Source organism: Paraglaciecola aquimarina (assembly GCF_032464635.1).
Classification (GTDB): Bacteria; Pseudomonadota; Gammaproteobacteria; order Enterobacterales; family Alteromonadaceae; genus Paraglaciecola; species Paraglaciecola aquimarina.
The window spans coordinates 1,514,146-1,538,772 of sequence record NZ_JAWDIO010000002.1; the positions used below are offsets into that span (position 1 = coordinate 1,514,146).

Genomic DNA, 24,627 nt, shown 5'->3' on the forward strand with positions numbered 1-24,627 from the left:
TCTTATTCGAATGCATTATTATTTTTATTGTCGCTAGAGCTGTTAACGTCTTCAATAGTCAGTAGAATACCTACAGTCCGAAATTTGAACTTTGAGGAGTGCGGTCTTCAAAGAGCATTGTTCGCTTCGGTTACTGACACTCGTTAAATATAATCAAAAATTGGAATATTATGAAAACTTTATCTGATATTGGGCTTATTGGCCTAGCTGTTATGGGTGAAAACCTAATTTTAAACATGGCTAGTAAAGGGTATACCGTAACGGCCTATAACCGTTCAACTGATAAAGTAGAAAACTTTATCAATGGCCGCGCAAAAGGTGAAACTATTCGTGGTGCTTATTCAGTCGAAGAGTTAGTGCAGTCTTTGGCCACACCAAGAAAAATAATGATCATGGTAAAATCTGGCGCGCCGGTAGACGCCACAATTGAGCAACTTTTACCATTGCTTGATAAAGGCGACATTATTATTGATGGCGGAAACACGCATTTTCCTGACACAATTCGTCGAGAAAAATACTGCGCAGAAAAAGGGATCAACTTTGTTGGTGCTGGTGTTTCTGGTGGTGAAGAAGGTGCATTAAAAGGTCCTTCAATTATGCCTGGCGGTTCTGCTGAAGCATGGCAAGCGGTGAAACCTATTTTCCAAGACATCTCAGCAAAAGTTGAAGATGGTTCGCCTTGTTGTGATTATGTTGGCGAAAATGGCGCCGGCCATTTCGTTAAAATGGTGCATAACGGTATTGAATATGGCGATATGCAACTATTGTGTGAAGCTTACCAAATAATGAAAGAAGTATTAGGTATGTCTGCCGACGAAATGCACGAAGTATTCAAAGAGTGGAATACCACAGAGCTAGATAGTTATTTAGTAGAAATTACGCGTGACATTCTTGCATATAAAGATGAAGACGGCGGTCCTCTAGTTGAAAAAATCCTAGATACAGCTGGTCAAAAAGGCACAGGTAAATGGACAGGTGTTGTTGCTCTTGATTTAGGTGTTCCTCTTACATTGATTGCAGAATCTGTTTTCGCTCGTTGTATTTCAGCACTGAAAGAAGAGCGTGTAGAAGCCGCTAAAGTTATTTCTGGACCAGCCAAAACCTTTACTGGTGATAAAGCTGCATTTATCGAAGATTTACGTCAAGCAGTGTTAGCCGCTAAAATCGTTTCTTACGCACAAGGTTATACGTTAATGCGTGAAGCAGCTAAAGAATTCAACTGGAACTTAAACTACGGTGGCATTGCGCTTATGTGGCGTGGTGGTTGTATTATTCGTTCTGCATTCTTAGGTAAAATCAAAGAAGCATTTGATAAGAATCCTGAGTTGAATAACTTATTGTTGGATGATTACTTCAGAGACACAGTGGTTGGTGCACAAGAAGGTTGGAGACGTGTTGCGGTTAATGCAATTTCAACTGGTGTGCCTGCACCTTGTTTAACTGCTGCATTAAATTATTTTGACGGTTACCGCACAGAGCGTTTACCTGCTAACTTATTGCAAGCTCAGCGTGATTACTTTGGTGCTCACACATATGAGCGCACAGACAAGCCAAGAGGCGAGTTTTTCCATACTAACTGGACTGGACGAGGTGGAAACACTTCTTCTTCAACTTACAACGCCTAAATCGTTTATAGTTAGTTTTTTGAAACCCATTACTCTTAACGTGTAATGGGTTTTTTAGCTGTAAACGTCACCTCAGACATTTTCAGATTGATACTTAAGTTTATACTTGAATCCGTTTTTACAATAAGTATAATACGCCTCCCTCCTTGGTACTGATTCAGAATTTTTCCTACAAAAATCTATGATTCTACAAGGTTGGTGTGACCAAAATCGCAGTGTAGAGCCTATTAGGGCCGGGCTGGAGATGTAAAGATTTTAGGGGTGTAGTTCCAATTGGTAGAACGGCGGTCTCCAAAACCGACGGTTGGGGGTTCGAATCCCTCCACCCCTGCCATATTAGGCAAAAATTAGTCGTGGTTTACTGCGATTAAGTAGTACGAATGTAGTGAAGGTTGAGGGATGAGAACGCCCACCGGTTCGACAAATCGTCTGGAACGATTTGAACCGCGTTAGCGCCGCTTGCGGTCAGTTACAAGGATGTAACTGAGATCATCCCTCCACCCCTGCCAAATTAGGCAAAGCTTTCCACATTGAGTGGGTAATGCATAAAGTAACAGAATTAGGGTTTAGCATGAGCGAGAATACAGAAAACAGTTCCAATCCTTTAGATATGTTGAAGTGGTTGGTTGCAATAGGTTTACTAGCCGGGATAGTTGCTACTAATCATTTTTTACCAGATTTATCTGTTTTGTATATTGCCATTATTGCAGTAGTGGCTGCAGGGTTGGCTGGTTTTGTCGCCTCAACCACAGTCAAAGGTAGTGCATTTATTACCTTTGCTAAAGATTCTCGCACTGAAGTGCGTAAAGTGGTTTGGCCTACGCGCCAAGAAACAACAACTACCACTATGATTGTGCTGGCTGCAACTATTGTGATGTCACTTATTTTGTGGGGATTAGACGGAATTATTGTCGAAATCGTTTCATTCATAACTGGATTGGGAATTTAAACGATGTCTGATAAAAAGTGGTACGTGGTTCAAGCTTTCTCAGGTTATGAAGGCCGTGTTCAAAAAACATTGCTTGAACATATCAAAATGCATGAAATGGAAGATCTGTTCGGAGAAATCTTAGTCCCTACTGAAGAAGTGGTTGAAATGCGCGCTGGTCAACAAAGAAAAAGTGAGCGTAAATTTTTCCCAGGCTATGTTTTAGTGCAAATGGATATGAATGAAGATTCATGGCATTTAGTGAAAAGCGTACCTAGAGTACTTGGCTTTATTGGTGGAACATCAGACCGACCAGCTCCTATTACCACTAAAGAAGCAAATGCTATCTTGAATCGCCTAGAAGAAGGCGTGGATAAGCCGAAGCCAAAAACGTTGTTCGAAACCAGGCGAAGTGGTACGTGTTACCGATGGACCTTTCGCAGATTTCAATGGTGTAGTGGAAGAAGTCGATTACGAAAAAAGCCGCTTGAAAGTATCGGTCCTTATTTTCGGACGCTCAACTCCTGTTGAACTCGAATTTGGTCAAGTAGAAAAAGGGTAAATCCAGATTCTTTAGGAGTACTGCTCCGTCTGGATTTACGAGTATACAAGGATGTATACGCCGGATTAAGATCATCAAGGGAAAAGCGGGAATTTTAGGAACGTTGTTCCGCTCCGCTTTTCGACGAGTTACGGATGACGAGTTTGGGTGCAGCACATCATGGATGTGTATTTGACTACTTTGAAACAGTCACTCTACGTATTGTTTAATATCTAAAATTCCCTCATTTGACTCTGTTTAATTTTTAATAAGCATAAAAAAGCAAATAGTCAAACATTAGCCCTTGCGTCTGCTTGATTGTTAATCTATACTTCGCGACCCAAATTTATTAGAACGGGAAGCCGATTGAGTAAGCATTCTCAATGTTTACAAGGCGTTATACCCAAATTAGAGAGTATTATCATGGCGAAAAAAGTCACAGGCTTAATTAAGCTTCAGGTAGCGGCAGGTGCTGCGAATCCTAGTCCTCCAGTTGGTCCTGCTTTAGGTCAACATGGTGTAAATATCATGGAATTCTGTAAAGCGTTTAACGCAAAAACAGAAAGCCTTGAGAAGGGCGCTCCAGTTCCAGTAGAAATTACTGTATATGAAGATCGTTCTTTTACATTCTTAACCAAAACGCCTCCAGCTTCTTTCTTGCTTAAGAAAGCTGCTGGTATTAAAAGTGGTTCTGGTCGTCCTAACACTGAGAAAGTGGGTAAAGTGACGCGTGCGCAATTAGAAGAAATTGCTAAAACTAAAGAACCAGACCTAACTGCAGCTAACTTAGATGCAGCAGTAAACACTATTGCTGGCTCAGCCCGCAGTATGGGCTTAGTGGTAGAGGGATAAGAAATGGCTAAATTATCAAAACGCGCTCGCATCGTACTTGAAAAAGTAGATGCAACGAAAGAATACGAATTCAATGAAGCGGTTGCTTTGTTAAAAGAATTAGCGACTGCTAAGTTTGCAGAAAGTGTTGATGTTGCTGTTAATTTAGGCATTGATGCTCGTAAATCTGACCAAAACGTACGTGGTGCGACTGTATTGCCAAATGGTACAGGTAAAGAAGTACGGGTTGCTGTGTTTACACAAGGCGCAAACGCTGAAGCAGCTAAAGAAGCTGGCGCTGACGTTGTAGGTATGGATGACCTAGCAGACTTAGTGAAAAAAGGCGAAATGAACTTTGACGTTGTTGTTGCTTCTCCAGATGCAATGCGCGTTGTAGGTCAATTAGGTCAAATCTTAGGTCCACGTGGACTTATGCCTAACCCTAAAACTGGTACAGTAACACCTGACGTAGCGACAGCGGTTAAGAATGCTAAAGCTGGTCAAGTTCGTTATCGTAACGACAAAAACGGTATTATCCATGCTAGCATCGGTAAAATCGCTTTTGAATCAAACCAAATTCAAGAAAACTTAGCAGCATTGCTAGAAGCGCTTAACAAAGCTAAGCCTTCTTCAGCTAAAGGTACTTTCATTAAGAAAATTAGCCTTAGCACGACAATGGGTGCAGGTGTTTCTATTGACCAAGCTAGCTTAGGCTAAATAGGTCGCTTTGATTATTAATCAAAGCAGGTAAGTCTTTAAGGCTTATTTCTCTGTAAAGGTTATGGGTTAGAGTCTGAGTTTAGTTTTTGTAAAATTAACTCTACGACAGACTCTCGTCCAAGACCGCAGGCGTAAGTTGGGAAATGAAGTAAGAGAGCATTTTCCGTGATAAGCATTTTACTATTGCCTATCGTAAACAACGTACTTAAAACAACAGCCTGCGCAGACGGTGGTATCGACTCAGACTCTCTGGGATTAACGAACACCGTAGAGCGGTGGATTTGTGGCAAGGTAATACTTAATACAATGATATCAATCTGTGAATCCTAAAATGGACATCTCTATAGGAGATTAAATTTTAGACTTTAAGAAGGTGAACTCAGTGGCATTAGGCTTAGCAGCAAAAAAAGAGATCGTAGCGGAAATAAGTGACGTTGCATCTCAAGCTCTATCTGTTGCCGTTGCTGAATACCGTGGCATGGAAGTGGCAGAATTAACTGACCTTCGTGTTAAAGCTCGCGAACAAGGTGTTTACTTACGAGTAGTTCGTAACACTCTTGCAAAACGCGCTTTATCTGAAAGCAAGTTTTCTGACCTTGATAGTGCGTTAACTGGTCCATTAATTTATGGTTTTTCAATAGAAGCACCTGGCGGTGCGGCACGTCTTTTTAAAGACTTTTGTAAAACTAATGACAAGTTAAACGTTACTGCACTTTCTATTGGTAGTGGTTTATTGGGTCCTGAAAAATTGGATGCAGTAGCTTCACTTCCTACCCGCGACGAAGCGTTGGCAAGATTACTTGCTACCTTCAAAGCACCTGCCGAGAAATTCGTTCAAACTATCAACGAAGTTCCAGGCAAATTTGTGCGTGTATTGGCGGCGATCAAAGACGAAAAATAATTTTCGTTTTTGTACATTTAAATTTTTAACATTAAACCCAGGAGTTTAGAGAAATGGCTCTAACTAAAGAAGATATTTTAAACGCAATTGCTGAAATGCCAGTAATGGAATTAGTTGAACTAATCGAAGCAGCTGAAGAAAAATTCAATGTTTCTGCTGCTGCAGCTGTTGCTGTTGCTGGTCCTGCTGTAGCTGCTGAAGCTGCTGCAGAACAAACTGAATTTGATGTTGTTATGACATCTTTCGGTGGTAACAAAGTTGCAGTAATCAAAGCGGTACGTGGCGCAACTGGCCTAGGTCTTAAAGAAGCTAAAGAAGTAGTTGAATCTGCTCCTAAAGCTATCAAAGAAGGCGTATCTAAAGAAGAAGCTGAAGAACTTAAGAAGACGCTTGAAGAAGCTGGCGCTGAAGTTGAGCTTAAATAATCTGCCTAAACACAGATTATTAGCCTGAAATGGCATAGGCTGGTGACTTTTTAGTCACCAGCCTTTTTGCGCTGTAGGATTTGGTATTTTCATCCTTTGATACGGATCCTAGTTATGAAGTGCAAATTGTCACTAAAACCTAAAAAAACCAATAAGTTAAGTAAGCCTCTTAATGACTTTGGTAAAGATTTTAGAGACAAGTTTAAAGGATAGCGGAAGTTTGTTTAATGAGTGCACTCGTTAAATAAGTTGGGTCAAAAATCGGCAGGCTGAGGAACCCATGGTTTACTCTTATATCGAAAAGAAACGTATCCGTAAGGATTTTGGCAAACGCCCACAGGTCTTGGAAATACCGTATCTACTTTCAATTCAGTTAGATTCTTTTAAAAAGTTTATTGACCTAGATGTAGATGGTCAGCACGGACTGGAAGCAGCATTTCGGTCGGTTTTTCCAATCAAAAGTTACTCCGGTAACGCTGAGTTGCAATATGTAAGTTACCGTTTAGGTGAACCAGTATTTGACGTTAAAGAATGTCAAATTCGTGGTGTTACATTTTCTGCACCGTTGCGCGTTAAACTACGTTTAGTGTTGTTTGACAGAGAAGCAGCACCAGGCACAGTTAAAGACATTAAAGAGCAAGAAGTATACATGGGTGAAATACCACTCATGACCGATAACGGAACGTTTGTTATCAATGGTACTGAGCGTGTTATCGTCTCGCAATTGCACCGTTCTCCAGGCGTGTTCTTTGATCACGACAAAGGAAAAACTCACTCATCTGGTAAAGTATTATATAACGCGCGCGTTATTCCTTACCGTGGTTCGTGGTTAGACTTTGAATTTGACCCTAAAGATAATCTTTTTGTACGTATCGATAGACGTCGTAAATTACCAGCGACAATCATATTACGTGCATTAGAAATGCCAACCGAAGAAATTCTAGGTTTGTTCTTTGAAACGAACCAAGTCAGAATTGACGGTGAAAAATTCTTGTCAGACATTGTACCTGATCGCCTTCGTGGTGAAACAGCGCAGTTCGACATTTTAGACGCTGACGGCAAAGTGTTAGTGGAAACTGGTCGTCGTATTTCGGCACGTCATACTCGTGCATTAGAAAAAGCGAAAATAACAGAGTTAGAAGTACCAGCTGAGTATTTGATTGGTCGCGTATTTGCGCGTGATTATGTCAATGAAGAAACAGGTGAAGTCATCGTTTCTGCTAACGATGAATTAACCTTAGAAAATCTAGCTGAGTTAGTTCAATCAGGCGTAACGGCGTTTGATACACTTTATATCAACGAACTTGACCATGGTGCTTATATTTCAGACACCTTACGTATTGATAGTTCTACTAATAAGCTTGAAGCCCTTGTAGAAATTTATCGTATGATGCGTCCTGGTGAGCCACCTACTAAAGATGCAGCGGAAACATTGTTCACAAATCTATTCTTCTCAGATGATAGATATGACTTGTCTTCAGTGGGCCGTATGAAATTCAATCGTCGAATCGGACGTGAAGAATCTACCGGTGCAGGCACGCTTGATAAAGACGATATTGTCGCTGTAATGAAGCAACTGATCACTATTCGTGACGGTAAAGACGAAGTAGATGATATCGACCACTTAGGTAATAGACGTATCCGTTCTGTTGGCGAAATGGCAGAAAACCAATTCCGTGTTGGTTTAGTACGTGTTGAACGTGCAGTTAAAGAGCGTTTGAGTTTAGGTGACCTTGATGCGGTAATGCCTCAAGACCTTATCAATGCTAAGCCAATTTCTGCTGCTGTAAAAGAGTTCTTTGGCTCAAGCCAATTGTCTCAATTTATGGATCAGAATAACCCGTTATCAGAAGTCACGCATAAACGTCGTATTTCTGCATTAGGTCCGGGTGGATTGACTCGTGAACGTGCAGGTTTTGAAGTACGAGATGTACACGCAACTCACTATGGTCGCTTATGTCCAATTGAAACGCCAGAGGGACCAAACATTGGTTTGATCAACTCGCTTTCAAGTTTTGCTCGTACTAACGATTTTGGTTTCTTAGAAACGCCTTATCGTAAAATTGTAGACGGCGTGATGACAGACGAAATTGATTATTTGTCAGCTATTGAAGAAGGTCAGTATGCCATTGCTCAGGCAAATGTCGTACTAGACGAAGACGGTAGACTAGCAGATGACCTTATTCCTTGTCGTTTCCGTGGTGAAACAACACTCATGTCTGTTGCAGATATTAAGTACATGGATGTGTCTCCACAACAAATCGTTTCTGTAGCGGCAAGTATTATCCCGTTCCTAGAGCACGATGATGCTAACCGAGCACTGATGGGTGCTAACATGCAACGTCAAGCTGTACCTACACTAATTGCTGAGAAGCCTTTAGTTGGTACCGGTATGGAAAAAACCGTAGCCGTTGATTCTGGTGTAACGGTTGTGGCGAAACGTGGTGGTTCTGTTGATTATGTAGACGCAAGTCGTATCGTGATCAAGGTAAATGAAAGTGAAATGACTGCTGGTGAAGCAGGAATTGATATTTATAACCTAACTAAATATACCCGTTCTAACCAAAACACTTGTATCAATCAAAAACCTACTTGTAATGTAGGCGAGCCGGTTGTTGCGGGTGATGTATTGGCTGATGGTCCGTCTACCGATATGGGTGACTTGGCGTTAGGTCAAAACATGCGCATCGCATTTATGCCGTGGAATGGTTATAACTTCGAAGATTCAATCTTGATTTCTGAGCGCGTTGCGCAAGAAGATAGATTCACTTCAATTCACATTCAAGAATTAAGCTGTATTGCTCGTGATACTAAGCTTGGTCCAGAAGAAATCAGTGCAGATATCCCGAATGTGGGTGAATCAGCGTTGGGTAAACTGGATGAATCTGGCGTGGTATATATTGGTGCTGAAGTTAAAGGCGGCGATATATTAGTCGGTAAAGTAACACCTAAAGGTGAAACTCAGCTTACGCCAGAAGAAAAACTATTAAGAGCTATCTTCGGTGAAAAAGCATCTGACGTTAAAGATACGTCGTTACGTGTGCCAAATAGCGTACGCGGAACAGTCATAGATGTTCAAGTTTTCACTCGTGATGGTGTAGAAAAAGACAAGCGTGCTCGTGAAATCGAAGACATGCAATTGCGTGAAGTCAAAAAAGACTTAGGCGACGAGTTTGGCATCTTAGCGGATGGTATCTTTGCTCGAGCAACGAGTGTGTTGCTTAAAGCAGGTATCGATGAAGCTAAACTTGAAAACTTGCCTCGCGACAAGTGGTTCGACTTAACCTTAGACGATGAAGACTTACAGTTAGAACTTGATCAAATTGCTGAACAGCATGCTGAAATCAAATCTGATTTTGATACTAAGTTTGAAATCAAACGTCGTAAGATCACTCAAGGTGACGATTTAGCACCGGGTGTACTTAAGATTGTTAAAGTATATCTAGCGGTTAAGCGTCATATCCAACCAGGTGATAAAATGGCTGGTCGTCACGGTAACAAAGGTGTTATCTCGACTATTCAACCTGTAGAAGACATGCCTTACGATAAGGACGGTACGCCGGTAGATATCGTATTGAACCCACTAGGTGTACCTTCGCGTATGAACATCGGTCAGGTATTAGAAACTCACTTAGGTATGGCTGCTAGCGGTATCGGTGTGAAAATTGACCGTATGTTAAAAGAACATGAAGAGATGGCTAAGCTACGTAACTTCCTAAAAGAAGTGTATAGCGCCGGTAAGTCTCATCAAGTTGTAGACATTGATAACTTTACAGACGATGAAGTGACGCGTTTAGCCGGCAATTTACGTAAAGGGGTGCCAATGGCCACTCCAGTATTTGACGGTGCAACCGAAGCTGAAATTAAGCGTATGTTAACCTTAGCTGACATTCCAGAAAGCGGACAAATTACATTGTTCGACGGACGTACAGGTCGCCCATTTGAGCGTCCAGTTACGGTTGGTTATATGTACATGCTTAAACTTAACCACTTAGTTGATGACAAAATGCATGCGCGTTCTACTGGTTCGTACAGCTTAGTTACTCAACAACCATTGGGTGGTAAAGCGCAGTTCGGTGGTCAACGTTTCGGAGAGATGGAAGTATGGGCACTTGAAGCTTATGGTGCCGCTTATACCTTGCAAGAAATGTTAACCGTTAAGTCCGATGACGTGAATGGCCGTACCAAAATGTATAAGAACATTGTGGATGGCGATCATCGTATGGAACCTGGTATGCCGGAATCGTTCAACGTATTGTTGAAAGAAATTCGCTCACTAGGTATCAATATCGAACTGGAAGAGCAATAAACGCTCTGACTGAGCTTGTAGACAGACAATCCTGTTAGTGTGAATGCACTAGCAGGAACTTTGCAACTGACTCCGCTGGGAGAGAAATGTGAAAGATTTATTAAAGTTTCTTAAGCAACAACATAAGACTGAAGAATTCGATAATATTCGAATTGGATTAGCATCTCCGGAAATGATCCGTTCTTGGTCTTTTGGTGAAGTAAAGAAACCAGAAACAATTAATTATCGTACTTTTAAACCTGAACGTGATGGTTTGTTCTGTGCTCGTATTTTTGGGCCAGTAAAAGATTACGAATGCCTATGTGGTAAGTATAAGCGCCTTAAGCACCGTGGTGTGATATGTGAAAAATGTGGAGTTGAAGTTACTTTAACTAAAGTACGTCGTGAGCGTATGGGACACATTGAATTGGCAAGCCCAGTTGCGCATATTTGGTTCCTTAAATCATTACCGTCTCGTATCGGCTTAATGTTAGATATGACATTGCGTGATATTGAGCGTGTACTTTATTTTGAATCATATGTGGTTTCAGAGCCAGGTATGACGACTCTAGAGCGTAGCCAACTGCTTACTGAAGAAGAGTATTTGGATGCCCTTGAAGAACACGGTGACGAGTTTGAAGCTAAGATGGGTGCTGAAGCAGTATTTGAATTGCTAAAAGCCCTAGATGTCGACGCCGATGTTGTCGCTATGCGCGAAGAGTTGCCTACCATCAACTCTGAAACTAAGCGTAAAAAAATCACTAAACGTTTAAAACTATTAGAATCTTTCCAGTTGTCTGGTAATAAGCCAGAGTGGATGATTTTGACAGTGCTTCCTGTTTTACCACCTGATTTACGTCCTTTAGTACCGCTAGATGGCGGTCGTTTCGCAACGTCAGATTTAAACGATTTATATCGTCGAGTCATTAACCGTAATAACCGTCTGAAACGTTTATTAGACCTAGCAGCACCAGACATTATCGTACGTAACGAAAAACGTATGTTACAAGAAGCGGTTGATGCCCTTTTAGATAATGGTCGTCGTGGTCGTGCAATTACCGGTTCTAACAAGCGTCCTCTTAAATCTTTGGCCGATATGATCAAAGGTAAGCAAGGTCGTTTCCGTCAGAACTTGCTAGGTAAGCGTGTTGATTATTCAGGTCGTTCTGTAATTACCGTTGGTCCTACATTGCGTTTACACCAGTGTGGTCTTCCTAAGAAAATGGCACTTGAATTGTTCAAGCCGTTTATCTATGGAAAATTAGAAGGTCGTGGTTTAGCCACTACTATCAAAGCAGCTAAAAAATTAGTTGAACGCGAAGATCCGGAAGTATGGGATGTACTTGACGAAGTTATTCGTGAACATCCAGTGTTACTTAACCGTGCACCAACCCTTCATAGACTAGGTATTCAAGCATTTGAACCGACACTAATCGAAGGTAAAGCGATTCAATTGCACCCATTAGTATGTGCGGCTTATAACGCCGACTTCGATGGTGACCAAATGGCTGTACACGTGCCGTTGACGATTGAAGCGCAGCTTGAATCTCGTGCACTGATGATGTCTACCAACAACATTTTATCACCCGCCAATGGTGAGCCTATCATCGTACCTTCTCAGGACGTTGTAATGGGCTTGTACTATATGACACGTGACCGTGTTAATGGTAAAGGTGAAGGCATGGTATTCACTAGTCCTGGCGAAGCGGAAAAAGCGTATCGTACCGAAGTAGCTGAATTACATGCTCGCGTTAAAGTACGTATCACTGAATACGATATTGATGCAGATGGTAATAAAACTGAGAAAGTGACACTAACAGACACCACTGTTGGGCGTGCTATTTTCTCTGAGATTTTACCTAAAGGCGTACCGTTTGAAATCATCAACCAAGCTATGGGTAAGAAGCAAATTTCTAAGTTATTGAATGCTTGTTATCGTACCTTAGGTTTGAAAGACACGGTTATTGCTGCTGACCAAATCATGTATACCGGTTTCCACTACGCGATGATCGCGGGTGCGTCTGTTGGTATCGATGACATGGTTATTCCTGACGCTAAGAAAGATATTATTGAAGGCGCGGAAGCAGAAGTACGTGAAATCCAAGAGCAGTTCCAATCTGGTCTTGTTACAGCTGGTGAACGTTATAACAAGGTTATCGATATTTGGTCTAACGCGAACGAAAAAGTCGCTAAAGCCATGATGGAAAACTTATCGAAAGAAACGGTGGAAAATCGTGAAGGCGAAATGGAAGAGCAAGCCTCTTTTAACTCGGTCTTTATGATGGCCGATTCTGGTGCTCGTGGTAGTGCCGCCCAGATCCGACAGTTGGCGGGTATGCGTGGTCTAATGGCGAAACCAGATGGTTCAATCATTGAAACCCCGATTACCGCTAACTTCCGTGAAGGTCTAAACGTACTTCAGTACTTTATTTCTACTCACGGTGCGCGTAAAGGTTTGGCCGATACTGCACTTAAAACAGCTAACTCGGGTTATCTAACTCGTCGTTTAGTTGACGTTGCACAAGATTTGGTTATTAACAATGATGACTGTGGTACCTTCGAAGGGGTGAAAATGACACCGTTAATCGAAGGGGGCGACGTTGTTGAGCCGCTTCGTGAACGTGTACTAGGTCGTACTGTTGCTGAAGATGTATTGAAGCTAGTAAGCACTAATGAAGTGCTAGTAGAACGTAACGTGTTGCTAGACGAAGCGTTAGTTGACATGCTTGAAGAAAACTCTGTTGACCAAATTATGGTTCGCTCGGTTATCACTTGTGAAAATGACTTCGGTGTCTGTGCTAGATGTTACGGTCGTGATTTGGCTCGTGGACACATGGTTGGCCATGGTGAGTCTGTTGGTGTTATCGCAGCGCAATCTATCGGTGAGCCGGGTACACAGTTAACCATGCGTACGTTCCACATCGGTGGTGCTGCATCAAGAGCATCTGCTGAAAACAGTGTCCAAGTTAAAACCACTGGTACATTAAAACTACATAATGCTAAGTTTGTAATCAATACAGACGAAAAAGTAGTGATTGTTTCTCGTTCAACAGAGATCACCATCATTGATGATCAAGGGCGTGAAAAAGAGCGTTATAAAGTGCCTTACGGTGCAATATTGACCACTAATGATGGCTCTAAAGTCACCTCTGGTGAGATTGTTGCGAACTGGGATCCGCACTCGCATCCAATCGTTACTGAACGTGCAGCGAAAATTAGTTTTGCTGACGTTGATGATAGTAACACTGAAATGCAACAAGATGAGTTGACTGGTCTTACTCGTATCGTAGTTAACGACTTGTCTAAAGCTAATGCTAAAGAGCCTAAGTTAATTCTTGAAAGTGAAGAATTTGGTTTACAAGAAATTCGTTTACCAAGCTTTACCACTATTGAAGCTACTGATGGTATGGCCGCTAAGCCTGGTGATGTACTTGCACGTATACCGCAAGAGAGTTCGAAAACTCGTGATATTACCGGTGGTCTACCACGAGTTGCAGACTTGTTCGAAGCACGTAAGCCAAAAGAGCCTGCTATCTTAGCTGAAGTATCAGGTATGATCGGTTTCGGTAAAGAAACTAAAGGTAAGAAACGCTTAATGATTACCCCGAAAGAAGGTGATCATTACGAAGAGATGATTCCGAAATGGCGTCAACTTAACGTGTTTGAAGGTGAAAACGTAGAAAAAGGTGAAGTTATTGCTGATGGCCCAGAGTCACCACATGACATCCTTAGATTGCGTGGTATCAGTGCAGTTTCTAACTATATCGTTAATGAAGTGCAAGAAGTTTACCGCTTACAAGGGGTAAAAATTAACGATAAGCACATCGAAGTTGTTATTCGTCAAATGTTACGTAAGTGTGTGATCACTTATGCAGGCGACAGTAATTTACTAGAAGGTGAGCAAGTTGAAGTATCTAATGTGAAGATCGCTAACCGTGAATTGGAAAGACAGGGCAAAATACCTGCTCAGTACGAAACACAGTTATTGGGTATCACAAAAGCATCACTGTCTACTGAATCATTCATCTCAGCAGCATCGTTCCAAGAAACCACTCGTGTACTTACCGAAGCAGCAGTGCAAGGTAAAGAAGATGAGTTACGTGGCTTGAAAGAAAACGTTATTGTTGGACGCTTGATACCAGCCGGTACAGGTTTCGCTTATCACCAAAAACGTACTGCTAGAAAACTAGCAGAACAGCAAGAACTGGAAGAACCTTCAGTTTCTGCATCCGAAGCTGAATTAGCCTTAACTGAAGCACTAAATGCCGAAGTGACGGATACACCAGCTGACGAGTAAAAAATAAGATCTGAAAATGATCTCGTTAAGTTAGATTGTTGTTTAAACCCACTAATTGTGCAGTTTAACAGCAGTCTTACTTGACAGTTCATTGATTGATCATTAGACTTCCGCGACCCGAAATTGGCTAAGGTAATTTTTAGTCAAAATTGGTTCGCGGATTTTTCGCGTTTACGGCCCTAAAAATGGGTCAAACAGTCGTAATTTTAATCAGGAGCTAGTTAATGGCAACAGTTAACCAGTTAGTGCGCAAGCCCCGCCAAAAGCCAGTAGAGAAGAGCAACGTCGCTGCTTTGCAAGCTTGCCCACAACGTCGTGGAGTATGTACTCGTGTATATACAACCACACCAAAGAAACCTAACTCGGCATTACGTAAAGTATGTCGTGTACGTTTAACCAATGGATTTGAAGTTTCTTCATACATTGGTGGTGAAGGTCACAACTTACAAGAGCACAGTGTTGTTCTTATTCGTGGTGGTCGTGTTAAAGATTTACCAGGTGTTCGTTATCACACTGTTCGCGGTACATTAGATTGTGCAGGCGTAAGTGATAGAAGAGCCGGCCGTTCTAAATACGGCGCAAAAAGGCCTAAGTCTTAACGGTTCTCCGTTAGTAAGGCCAAACTAAAGTATTAATTGAGTTTTGGGAATATCCTGAAAATTCTACGGAGAATTTGAAAATGCCAAGAAGAAGAGTCGTAGGTCAACGTAAAATCCTACCAGATCCTAAGTTCGGATCAGAGTTACTTGCTAAATTTATGAATGTCGTTATGTTAGACGGCAAAAAATCGACTGCTGAAAAAATCGTTTACGGCGCGCTAGAAATTGTTGCTTCTAAAGCTGACAAAGCACACTTAGACATATTTGAAGAAGCGTTGGACAATATTCGCCCTACAGTCGAGGTTAAGTCTCGTCGTGTTGGTGGTTCTACATACCAAGTACCTGTAGAAGTTCGTCCCGTTCGTAGAAATGCACTAGGTATGCGTTGGTTAGTTGACGCTGCTCGTAAACGTGGTGAAAAATCAATGGCTCAACGCCTTGCAGCTGAAATGCTCGACGCTGCAGAAAACAAAGGTTCAGCGGTTAAGAAACGTGAAGACGTTCACCGTATGGCCGAAGCTAACAAAGCATTCGCTCACTACCGTTGGTAATAAGAGAAAGCTATGGCTCGTAATACGCCCCTTGAGCGTTATCGGAATATTGGAATTGTTGCTCATGTTGACGCGGGTAAAACCACGACAACTGAGCGTGTTCTTTTCTATACTGGTTTGTCCCATAAAATCGGTGAAGTGCATGATGGCGCAGCTACCATGGACTGGATGGAACAAGAGCAAGAACGCGGCATAACCATTACTTCGGCAGCGACGACCTGTTTTTGGTCGGGAATGGACAAACAATACGAACAGCATCGAATCAACATCATCGATACCCCTGGGCACGTTGACTTCACAATAGAAGTTGAACGTTCTTTGCGTGTACTCGATGGTGCGGTTGTGGTGTTTTGTGGTTCGTCAGGAGTAGAGCCTCAATCTGAGACCGTGTGGCGTCAAGCTGACAAATACCGCGTTCCGCGTATGGTGTTTGTTAACAAGATGGACCGAGCTGGTGCAGATTTTGAACGTGTCATAGGCCAAATAAGAAATCGTTTAGGTGCCAATTGTGTACCTATCCATTTAAATATTGGTGCTGAGGAAACCTTCAAAGGGGTGGTAGACCTAATCAAGATGAAAGCCATTAATTGGAATGAGTCTGATCAAGGCATGACCTTCACTTATGAAGCGATCCCTGCAGACTTAACTGACCGTGCTGAAGAGCTTCGCACAGAGTTGGTTGAGGCAGCGGCAGAAGCTACCGATGAGTTGATGGATAAATATTTGGAAGGCATCGAGCTGACCGAAGAAGAAATCAAATTTGGTCTACGAAAACGTACTCTAGCGAACGAAATTGTACTTGCCACTTGTGGTTCGGCATTCAAAAATAAAGGTGTGCAAGCGGTACTAGATTCAGTCATTGAATTTTTACCCGCGCCTATGGATGTTCCGGCGATTAAAGGCGTGCTAAACGACAAAGATGAAACTGAAACTGAAGCTGAACGTCCTGCGGACGACTCGGCGCCTTTCTCTGCGTTAGCCTTTAAAATTGCTACCGACCCTTTTGTTGGCACTTTGACTTTTTTCCGTTGTTATTCTGGTGTAGTAAACTCAGGTGACTCAGTTTATAACCCAGTAAAAGCAAAGCGTGAGCGTTTTGGACGTATAGTGCAAATGCATGCTAAAGACAGAGAAGAGCTTAAAGAAGTACGTGCAGGTGATATTGCAGCAGCAATAGGGTTGAAAGATGTGACGACGGGTGACACCTTATGTGATCCTAACCATATTATTACCTTAGAGCGCATGGAATTTCCAGAACCGGTTATTTCTATAGCTGTAGAGCCTCGCTCTCAACCAGACCAAGAAAGAATGGGCATTGCGTTAGGTAAGCTAGCGGCTGAAGACCCTTCTTTTAGAGTCCATACTGACGATGAGTCGGGTCAAACAATTATCTCAGGTATGGGTGAACTACATCTTGATATCATTGTTGATCGCATGAAGCGTGAGTTTAATGTTGAGTGTAGTGTAGGTAAGCCTCAGGTAGCCTACCGCGAAACGATCCGCAAAAAGGTCGATGCTGAAGGTAAGTTTGTTCGTCAATCAGGCGGTAAAGGCCAATATGGTCATGTCTGGTTAACTATCGAGCCAAACGAAGAAGGCGCTGGATACGAATTTGTCAACAATATAGTAGGCGGTGTGGTTCCTAAAGAATTTATCTCCTCGGTTGATAAAGGAATTGAACAGCAAATGCAAAATGGTGTAGTCGCCGGATATCCAGTACTTGATGTTAAAGTAACTTTGTTCGATGGTTCGTATCATGATGTTGACTCTTCTGAAATGGCGTTTAAAATCGCAGGGTCGATGGGATTCAAGAAAGGGGCTGCGGAAGCAAATCCGGTATTACTTGAGCCTACAATGAAAGTTGAAGTCACCACACCAGAAGAATGGATGGGTGACGTCGTCGGTGACCTTAACAGGCGCCGTGGTATGATTGAAGGCATGGATGACGGTGTTGCAGGTATAAAAATAGTGCATGCAAAAGTACCTTTGTCGGAAATGTTTGGTTATGCTACTGACTTGCGTAGTGCAACTCAGGGGCGAGCCTCATACTCAATGGAATTTTTTAATTACGCGGAAGTGCCAAGTAATGTTGCGAAAGCAATTACTGATGCACGACTGTCTTAGATTTTTTAATGAAGGTCTGGTCCGGTCTCTACAAATATTAGAGTCGGATTTTTAACTTAGGAAACCAGTAAAATGGCAAAAGAAAAGTTTGAACGTACTAAACCGCATGTAAACGTCGGTACTATCGGCCACGTTGACCACGGTAAAACAACATTAACAGCTGCAATCACAACTGTACTGGCTAAAACTTACGGTGGTGCTGCATCGGCATTCGATCAAATCGATAACGCTCCAGAAGAGCGTGAGCGTGGTATTACTATTTCAACGTCTCACGTTGAATATGATACTCCTACTCGTCACTACGCTCACGTAGATTGTCATAGTCACGCCGATTATGTTAAAAACATGATTACTGGTGCTGCTCAAATGGACGGCGCGATTTTGGTTGTTGCTGCAACAGATGGTCCTATGCCACAAACACGTGAGCACATCTTGTTAGGTCGTCAGGTTGGCGTTCCTTACATGGTTGTTTTCATGAACAAATGTGACATGGTTGACGACGAAGAATTACTAGAATTGGTAGAAATGGAAGTACGTGAATTACTTTCTGAATACGAATTCACTGGTGACGACCTTCCAGTTATCCAAGGTTCTGCGCTTAAAGCCCTAGAAGGCGAAGCAGAATGGGAAGCGAAAATTGTAGAACTAGCAGAAGCGCTAGATTCATACATCCCAGAGCCAGAGCGTGACGTTGATAAGCCTTTCCTACTTCCAATTGAAGATGTTTTCTCAATCTCTGGTCGTGGTACGGTTGTAACAGGTCGTGTTGAGCGTGGTATTTTACGCACAGGTGACGAAGTAGAAATCGTTGGTATCAAAGATACAATGAAGTCTACTTGTACTGGTGTTGAAATGTTCCGTAAGCTTCTAGACGAAGGTCGTGCTGGTGAGAACGTTGGTGCCCTTTTACGTGGAACTAAGCGTGAAGAAGTTGAACGTGGTCAAGTACTAGCTAAGCCTGGTTCAATCAACCCACACACTAACTTCGAAGCAGAAGTATATGTATTGTCTAAAGATGAAGGTGGCCGTCATACTCCATTCTTCAAAGGTTACCGTCCACAGTTCTACTTCCGTACAACTGACGTAACAGGTGCTGTAGAGCTTCCTGAAGGCGTAGAAATGGTCATGCCTGGCGACAACTTGAAATTCAAAGTTGAGCTAATCAACCCAATCGCGATGGACGAAGGTTTACGCTTCGCAATCCGTGAAGGTGGCCGTACTGTTGGTGCTGGCGTAGTAGCTAAAATCCTTTAATAGTTTAGCTATTAACTGATTCAAGAAAGGTCACTTCGGTGGCCTTTTTTTATGGCTGCCGCTGTAAGCTTTAGATTATTGCCCGAGGTTAAATGTAAGCGTCTAGCAAAAGCCGTCTTCTTAAAATACATCTAGCATCGCAAAATAGTGTCTTTGATAAATTTCGAAGACATTATGCGCAGGCAACGACGAATAATCGTGTATGGTATATAGCATGCTAAAAGAAGCTTATAAGCTAGGTGTTGTTGACTATCTTTACCTACACCCATGGCCTTTGCCGCCTCTTCTTGAGTGTAATTTCGATCAACCACTAATTGAGCAGTTTCTAATCTAAATTCTGGGCTAAATGTCTTACGTGTTTTATTTTTCATCTTGCTACCTAATGCTGCTATGAAGTGATCATAACATCTCTTATTAGGTGGCCAAATTAACTATGCCACTTCAAGATTCGATGGTCATCTTAATAAGACTTACCTTTATGAGTTTCACGATAAGCTCCTGTTAGGTGGGATCGCAGGACGTTTACTCTTGAAGGGGAGGAGTTAATAAATAGTTACTTATACGTCCCTAAAATATTAATAATATCGCGATAATACCAATAACCACCAAGAGCATGACTTCACCTACCCTCTTTTTGGGAGTAGTGTTCTTTGACTGGGGAAATAGTTTAAAAACAGCAAATACAATATTAAGAACTAGTGCGGCAACACCGCCTACGAAAACCGACGCAATCAGCATATAAGCAATAGGAACTCTATTGCTTACTCCTAATTCACTGTTAATGAAATCTAGAAATAAGAAACACAGTATTCCAATTATAGTGCTTGCTATAACCACGGGCTTAGGTAAGGGTTTACTTGGTTTTTTGCGTTTCTTTGTAGGCCTTGCATACTCAGTAGAATAACTATTACTAATTCTGCCAGTTCCGCCACAAGCACCGCATGGGTGGCCACCCTCAACGCCGGAAGAAACATCGCCAATGTACCCTATACCGCCACAATTTCTGCAGGTAGACATAAGTCTTCTCGCTCATGGTGTGTGAAAATTTTAGATTTGTTTTTTCGGTACACCATGAAAAAACCAGTGCTTTTACCTTAGAGCAAGTGAAAATGATTTTCAAGAAGGTTGGGGGATCTTTAAGCATCGAGCAGTTTTAGAGCAAATTTTTATAGTGAAAGCATGAGTGCTGCATTTAACATAAGTGTCTTCGTACGTTTAACTAGCTCTCACTGCAAATACCGCCCCTAAAGCTTGGCATTAGCGTTACTTCGCTTGGTAAAAAGCGAAAACTGCAATCAATGCTGCAATCAAGATACCCATAACAAAATTCAATGATCATCCTAGTTAGATTTACCTTTATGGGTGTCTCGATTGGCTTTGTGGATCCCTGCTAACAGCATGTTGGTATGACATAGGAGTGTCATACGAATGTTTGTCACTCCCCTCATTACGTTGGTCTTTTGAACCTTGGTCAATCCGGTGGCCTTTTTTATTTATAAAAGCATAAAAATATGCTCTACCTTGAATGTTGCAAAATTGGTAATGTCAATTTTTACTATATGTATTGAAAATTGTCATTGCCAATATTTGTTTGTTTAGTGTTATAGTTGTTACCAATTAGTGTTTTTTTAGCTTTTTTCATCAGCAAATGAAGCGTTTTCAATTTGTATTCTATTGAATAGTGTCTAGCTCGGGCGATTAATATTTAGGTGACTGTTATGTTGTACTCGTTTTTACGTGTTGTGGTTTTAAGTTTTGTGGCATTGGTTTTATGCGCATGTGGGGGCACATCTTCAGCTAAGAAAGGAACTGCTAATGCTATTGTCTCTACAACTGAAAATGAGCAAGTGAATGAGTTTGCTACTCAAAACCCTCATCCTACTCCTAGCGCGTTTGATATGAGTGACTGGGACATAGAAGGAGCAGATCCGCGAGTAGGCGAGGTGATGGAGTTTGATGCCTTGCGTGAGCAACACGTTACACCAAACGGCAGTGGCTGGCGTCACGAGTTAAAAATAAAGTCTGAAAAACGTGTGGCTATGACCGACGTTTATGAAGATTTTCAAGCCAATATTAAAGTAGAAATGTCTGATGGCTCAAAAGCTATTGTTGCACAACATCATGCTGGTGATACTGGAACTATCATGAAGTTATATGTGTCAGATACCAGTGAAGCTGGTTTTTCTGCTAATACTGCCGGTGCAACCAGTGATAGTGTCGCTAGTAATGGTATTTTTGATGTATATGTTCGACTGGCCAGAGAAGGTGGTGGAGAAGATAAGCATTTCTTAAGCACCATTATAAGCGGTCAGGCTATTGATTTTAGAGTCATTAATGATCATGGATTTGTGACGGTATCGGGATTTGGAGAAGTTTTTTCACGTACCGTTAAAGATAGTGCTAAATCTTATCTCAAATTCGGTAATTACTTACAAGCTCAACATCCTCAAACTCGGGAAAATGTCGAAAATTCAGAAGATTGGGCTGCATTTTACGCCAGCCAAAATATCATAGAAAACGTGATAACTTTTTCTGATATCAGCTATCAAAGATTAGTGGATTAATTAGTCAAAAAAACCACGCTAATTAGCGTGGTTTTAGATCAAATCTAAAAGAGTCAATCACAACTCCCTAATAATCAGCACGTAAACTCGACATCCTTGTCGAGCTGCTAAACCGACTGGAGCTGTGCTCCAGAAAGCCCCGATATGTGAGCAGGCAAGCCTGAGGGAGTATGTTCCTAAGGGGGCTATTTCTATCCTGTGTTACGCATGCCTACAGCGATACCCGCTATGGCGACCATCATCGCACGTTCAAGAACTGGATCATGTACTTCTTCATCTAATTCACGAATACGGCTGAGTAGCTCAATTTGTAAATAGTGTAGAGGTTCTAAATAGCTGGCTCGAATATTCATTGATACTTCGCCTTTAGGGTCGCTTTGCATCACAGTGTCTTGCTTGAGTAACTTAAGTAATAGCTTGATACTGTCTTGCAACTCGGTGCGTAACGCATCACCAAAATGTTTCAAATTTTCTGGAACAAGGCGTTGATCGTACTCTTGGCTGATTCGAGGGTCAGCTTTACTGAACACCATGTCTAACATAGATAGACGTGAATAGAAAAACGGCCAGTTGTCTAGCATGTCCGTGATCACATCTTGTTTGCCATTGTCTAGAGAAGTTTGAACGGCCTTCATCACGCCTAACCAGGATGGTAAAACCATGCGAGTTTGTGCCCATGCAAAAATCCATGGAATGGCTCGTAAACTTTCAATACCACCAGATGGCTTACGTTTAGCTGGACGGCTACCTAATGGTAATTTGCCTAATTCTTGTTCTGGTGTGGCAACGCGGAAATAGGGTACAAAGTTTTCGTCATGACGAACTATTTTACGATAGTTGTCACGCCCATCAGCTGCCATTTGTACAATTGCTTCGCGCCATGCTTGCTTAGGTGACGGTGGTGGTAAAATTAGCGCTTCAAGTATGGCACTTGCGTACAAACTTAAACTACGTTGCGCGAGAATCGGCATACCAAATTTATAACGTATGGTTTCACCTTGTTCGGTTACTCTGAATCCTCCTTCTAAAGATCCTGGAGGTTGAGACAAAATAGCGGCATGCGCCGGTAGTCCACCTCGACCAATTGTACCGCCTCTACCGTGGAATAAAGTAAGCTCTATGTCATTGGCTTCGGCTAATGCCACTAAAGCTTCCTGCGACTCATACTGAGCCCAACCTGCTGCCATTGCACCGGCGTCTTTTGCAGAGTCGGAATAGCCAATCATTACGTACTGTTGACCTTGGATATATCCACGATACCAGTCAATTGATAACAGTTTACTGATGACGTTAGATGCTTGGTTTAAATCATCTAACGTTTCAAAAAGTGGTGCAACCGGCATTGGCCAATCTACACCTAGCTCTTTCAATAGTAGAATGACGCTTAGTACATCAGAGGGTAAACTCGCCATCGAAATGATATAAATACCAAAACCGTGTTCACTGTTTTGAGCAATAACTTTACAAGTGTCTAATACTTCCTGAACGTCTTCGCTAGGTTTCCATAAAGGTGGGAACAAAGGACGTTTAGAGCTAAGCTCTTTCAGTAGAAACGCTTGTTTATCGTCTTCACTCCACTGCCCATAGTCTCCTATGCCTAGGTATCGTGTTAATTCAGAAAAGACATCTGAGTGTCGTTCTGAATCTTGACGTACATCGAGTTTTAATAAATGTACGCCAAAACAATGTACTCTGCGGATAGTATCGAGCAAATGTCCATTGGCTGTAACCGACATACCACAGGCTTGTAAAGATGTGTAACAAGTCATCAGGGGTTGTAATAGTTGCTCTTTGTCAGCAAGCCAATCATCCTAGTTCACTGCTTTACCTTCTAACTTGTCAAGAATGCCTTCTTGGGTTTTATTTAGCTTATCTAACAAAGGTTTCAATAGCGTGCGGTATGGCTCAAGTGTATCACCGACTAAGCTACGTAAGTTGTCATCGCAATCACCCATAGACAGCTCAACTTGTAAAAACTCAATATCCTTAGCAAATAATTTGGCCGCTCGCTTTCGAGCCAACAATAAAACTTGTTCGGTCACTTTGGAGGTGACAAATGGGTTACCATCTCTGTCTCCGCCCATCCAAGAACCGATTGTCACGGGGGAAGCATCGAGTGGCAAGGATATACCGTATTTGTTATTAAATCGGTTGTCTAACTCGCGGATAAAATCAGGGATCGCTTCCCATAATGAATTTTCGATCACAGAAAAGCCCCAGCGAGCTTCGTCAACTGGTGTTGGTCGGATGGTACGGATCTCTTCTGTATGCCATGCTTGGCTAATAAGATCGGCAATACGTGTTTCAATTTTAGAGCGTTGTGAGGGTTTTAAATCTGATGCATGTACATCACTCAAACACTTGGCTAGTTCGCTGTGTTTATGAATTAATGTACGTCGTGTAACTTCTGTTGGATGCGCCGTGAGTACTAAATTAATATCCAGTTTTTGTACGGCTTGTTCAAAAGTGTCAGCTTCAATATCGGCTTGGTCGAGATGACTAAACAAATTATCGATAGAGTTACCTTGCTCATTGTTGCTATTGAATTCTTGCTCGGCAATATTGGCCAAATTAAGAAATTGAGCAAAAGCTCTGCCGACTGTTAGTAGATCTTCGCTGGGTAATTCAGCAAATATTTTCTTTACCCTAAGCGCAGCAGCTTCATCACCTTTATAGGCATTTCTGCCATCTTTTCTCACGGCTTCAATTCTATCTAGCCATTCTTCACCCAGTTGTGCTTTGATTGTTTCACCTAACACCACGCCCAAATTACGAACTGTTTCAATTTGTTGAGAGTCAAGATTTTGTGACATTTTAGGCTCCAATGTTTAAAATTAAAAATTCATTACGAATTCATAGTGATAAGTGATCACTAAGTGAATAGTTTAAGTACTTAAATTAAATAACTGAATGGACGCATAGTGGAGATCTAATGAAATTCAACAGCGCAGAGAAAATGCCAACCAAGCCTACTCAAAG

General features: G+C 41.9%; 14 protein-coding genes, 1 tRNA gene and 3 pseudogenes. 15 read left to right on the forward strand and 3 right to left on the reverse strand.

Annotated elements, in window-relative coordinates; all coding sequences use genetic code 11:
• Positions 1-170: 170 nt before the first annotated feature.
• The 14 genes and pseudogenes from gnd (at position 171) to tuf (ending at position 19,084) form a co-directional block, all read left to right on the forward strand.
• Entirely contained in the window at positions 171-1,625 is a 1,455-nt protein-coding gene (gene gnd / locus RS130_RS07895; protein ID WP_316025502.1) for a decarboxylating NADP(+)-dependent phosphogluconate dehydrogenase, read from the forward strand.
• 257 nt (positions 1,626-1,882) lie between these two features.
• A tRNA-Trp gene (locus RS130_RS07900) sits at positions 1,883-1,959 on the forward strand.
• A 237-nt stretch (positions 1,960-2,196) separates the two neighbouring features.
• Positions 2,197-2,574 carry a preprotein translocase subunit SecE gene (gene secE, locus RS130_RS07905; RefSeq protein ID WP_316028001.1) on the forward strand — a complete coding sequence of 126 codons (378 nt, stop codon included), beginning with the start codon at positions 2,197-2,199 and terminating at the stop codon, positions 2,572-2,574.
• Between the two features lie 3 nt (positions 2,575-2,577).
• Positions 2,578-3,115, forward strand: a pseudogene (gene nusG / locus RS130_RS07910) (transcription termination/antitermination protein NusG).
• 402 nt (positions 3,116-3,517) lie between these two features.
• A complete protein-coding gene (gene rplK, locus RS130_RS07915; protein ID WP_316028002.1) occupies positions 3,518-3,946 on the forward strand; it encodes a 50S ribosomal protein L11 in 429 nt (142 codons plus the stop codon).
• Positions 3,947-3,949: 3 nt separating this feature from the next.
• Complete coding sequence (rplA, locus tag RS130_RS07920) at positions 3,950-4,642, forward strand: 50S ribosomal protein L1 (protein ID WP_316025503.1); 693 nt, start codon at positions 3,950-3,952, stop codon at positions 4,640-4,642.
• A gap of 385 nt (positions 4,643-5,027) precedes the next feature.
• Positions 5,028-5,546, forward strand: a complete 519-nt coding sequence (gene rplJ, locus RS130_RS07925) for a 50S ribosomal protein L10 (protein ID WP_316025504.1) — start codon at positions 5,028-5,030, stop codon at positions 5,544-5,546.
• Between the two features lie 53 nt (positions 5,547-5,599).
• Entirely contained in the window at positions 5,600-5,971 is a 372-nt protein-coding gene (rplL, locus tag RS130_RS07930) for a 50S ribosomal protein L7/L12 (RefSeq protein WP_316025505.1), read from the forward strand.
• Between the two features lie 280 nt (positions 5,972-6,251).
• Positions 6,252-10,280, forward strand: coding sequence for a DNA-directed RNA polymerase subunit beta (gene rpoB / locus RS130_RS07935; RefSeq protein ID WP_316025506.1), 4,029 nt, complete (start codon positions 6,252-6,254; stop codon positions 10,278-10,280).
• A gap of 88 nt (positions 10,281-10,368) precedes the next feature.
• Positions 10,369-14,556 carry a DNA-directed RNA polymerase subunit beta' gene (rpoC, locus tag RS130_RS07940; RefSeq protein ID WP_316025507.1) on the forward strand — a complete coding sequence of 1,396 codons (4,188 nt, stop codon included), beginning with the start codon at positions 10,369-10,371 and terminating at the stop codon, positions 14,554-14,556.
• 224 nt (positions 14,557-14,780) lie between these two features.
• Positions 14,781-15,155, forward strand: a complete 375-nt coding sequence (gene rpsL / locus RS130_RS07945; RefSeq protein WP_316025508.1) for a 30S ribosomal protein S12 — start codon at positions 14,781-14,783, stop codon at positions 15,153-15,155.
• 80 nt (positions 15,156-15,235) lie between these two features.
• Positions 15,236-15,706, forward strand: coding sequence for a 30S ribosomal protein S7 (gene rpsG / locus RS130_RS07950; protein WP_158966613.1), 471 nt, complete (start codon positions 15,236-15,238; stop codon positions 15,704-15,706).
• Positions 15,707-15,718: 12 nt separating this feature from the next.
• Complete coding sequence (gene fusA / locus RS130_RS07955) at positions 15,719-17,830, forward strand: elongation factor G (RefSeq protein ID WP_316025509.1); 2,112 nt, start codon at positions 15,719-15,721, stop codon at positions 17,828-17,830.
• Positions 17,831-17,902: 72 nt separating this feature from the next.
• Entirely contained in the window at positions 17,903-19,084 is a 1,182-nt protein-coding gene (gene tuf / locus RS130_RS07960) for an elongation factor Tu (RefSeq protein WP_316025510.1), read from the forward strand.
• A 248-nt stretch (positions 19,085-19,332) separates the two neighbouring features.
• Here tuf and RS130_RS07965 read toward each other — a convergent pair.
• Together RS130_RS07965 and RS130_RS07970 are read right to left on the reverse strand one after the other, a co-directional pair.
• Positions 19,333-19,455: pseudogene (locus tag RS130_RS07965) on the reverse strand (transposase); the annotation flags it as partial.
• 196 nt (positions 19,456-19,651) lie between these two features.
• A complete protein-coding gene (locus RS130_RS07970; RefSeq protein WP_316025511.1) occupies positions 19,652-20,101 on the reverse strand; it encodes a hypothetical protein in 450 nt (149 codons plus the stop codon).
• A 701-nt stretch (positions 20,102-20,802) separates the two neighbouring features.
• Between RS130_RS07970 and RS130_RS07975 the strand changes: the two genes are divergently transcribed.
• Complete coding sequence (locus RS130_RS07975; RefSeq protein WP_316025512.1) at positions 20,803-21,648, forward strand: polysaccharide lyase family 7 protein; 846 nt, start codon at positions 20,803-20,805, stop codon at positions 21,646-21,648.
• A gap of 191 nt (positions 21,649-21,839) precedes the next feature.
• Here RS130_RS07975 and ppc read toward each other — a convergent pair.
• Positions 21,840-24,461 (reverse strand): annotated as a pseudogene (gene ppc, locus RS130_RS07980) (phosphoenolpyruvate carboxylase).
• Between the last annotated feature and the right edge of the window lie 166 nt (positions 24,462-24,627).

What these genes read in the sequence shown, in the direction of transcription:
- gnd (WP_316025502.1), top strand. Translation starts at nt 171, where the DNA reads ATGAAAACTTTATCTGATATTGGGCTTATTGGCCTAGCTGTTATGGGT.
- secE (WP_316028001.1), top strand. Translation starts at nt 2,197, where the DNA reads ATGAGCGAGAATACAGAAAACAGTTCCAATCCTTTAGATATGTTGAAG.
- rplK (WP_316028002.1), top strand. Translation starts at nt 3,518, where the DNA reads ATGGCGAAAAAAGTCACAGGCTTAATTAAGCTTCAGGTAGCGGCAGGT.
- rplA (WP_316025503.1), top strand. Translation starts at nt 3,950, where the DNA reads ATGGCTAAATTATCAAAACGCGCTCGCATCGTACTTGAAAAAGTAGAT.
- rplL (WP_316025505.1), top strand. Translation starts at nt 5,600, where the DNA reads ATGGCTCTAACTAAAGAAGATATTTTAAACGCAATTGCTGAAATGCCA.
- rpoB (WP_316025506.1), top strand. Translation starts at nt 6,252, where the DNA reads ATGGTTTACTCTTATATCGAAAAGAAACGTATCCGTAAGGATTTTGGC.
- rpsL (WP_316025508.1), top strand. Translation starts at nt 14,781, where the DNA reads ATGGCAACAGTTAACCAGTTAGTGCGCAAGCCCCGCCAAAAGCCAGTA.
- rpsG (WP_158966613.1), top strand. Translation starts at nt 15,236, where the DNA reads ATGCCAAGAAGAAGAGTCGTAGGTCAACGTAAAATCCTACCAGATCCT.
- fusA (WP_316025509.1), top strand. Translation starts at nt 15,719, where the DNA reads ATGGCTCGTAATACGCCCCTTGAGCGTTATCGGAATATTGGAATTGTT.
- tuf (WP_316025510.1), top strand. Translation starts at nt 17,903, where the DNA reads ATGGCAAAAGAAAAGTTTGAACGTACTAAACCGCATGTAAACGTCGGT.
- RS130_RS07970 (WP_316025511.1), bottom strand. Translation starts at nt 20,101, where the DNA reads ATGTCTACCTGCAGAAATTGTGGCGGTATAGGGTACATTGGCGATGTT.
- RS130_RS07975 (WP_316025512.1), top strand. Translation starts at nt 20,803, where the DNA reads ATGTTGTACTCGTTTTTACGTGTTGTGGTTTTAAGTTTTGTGGCATTG.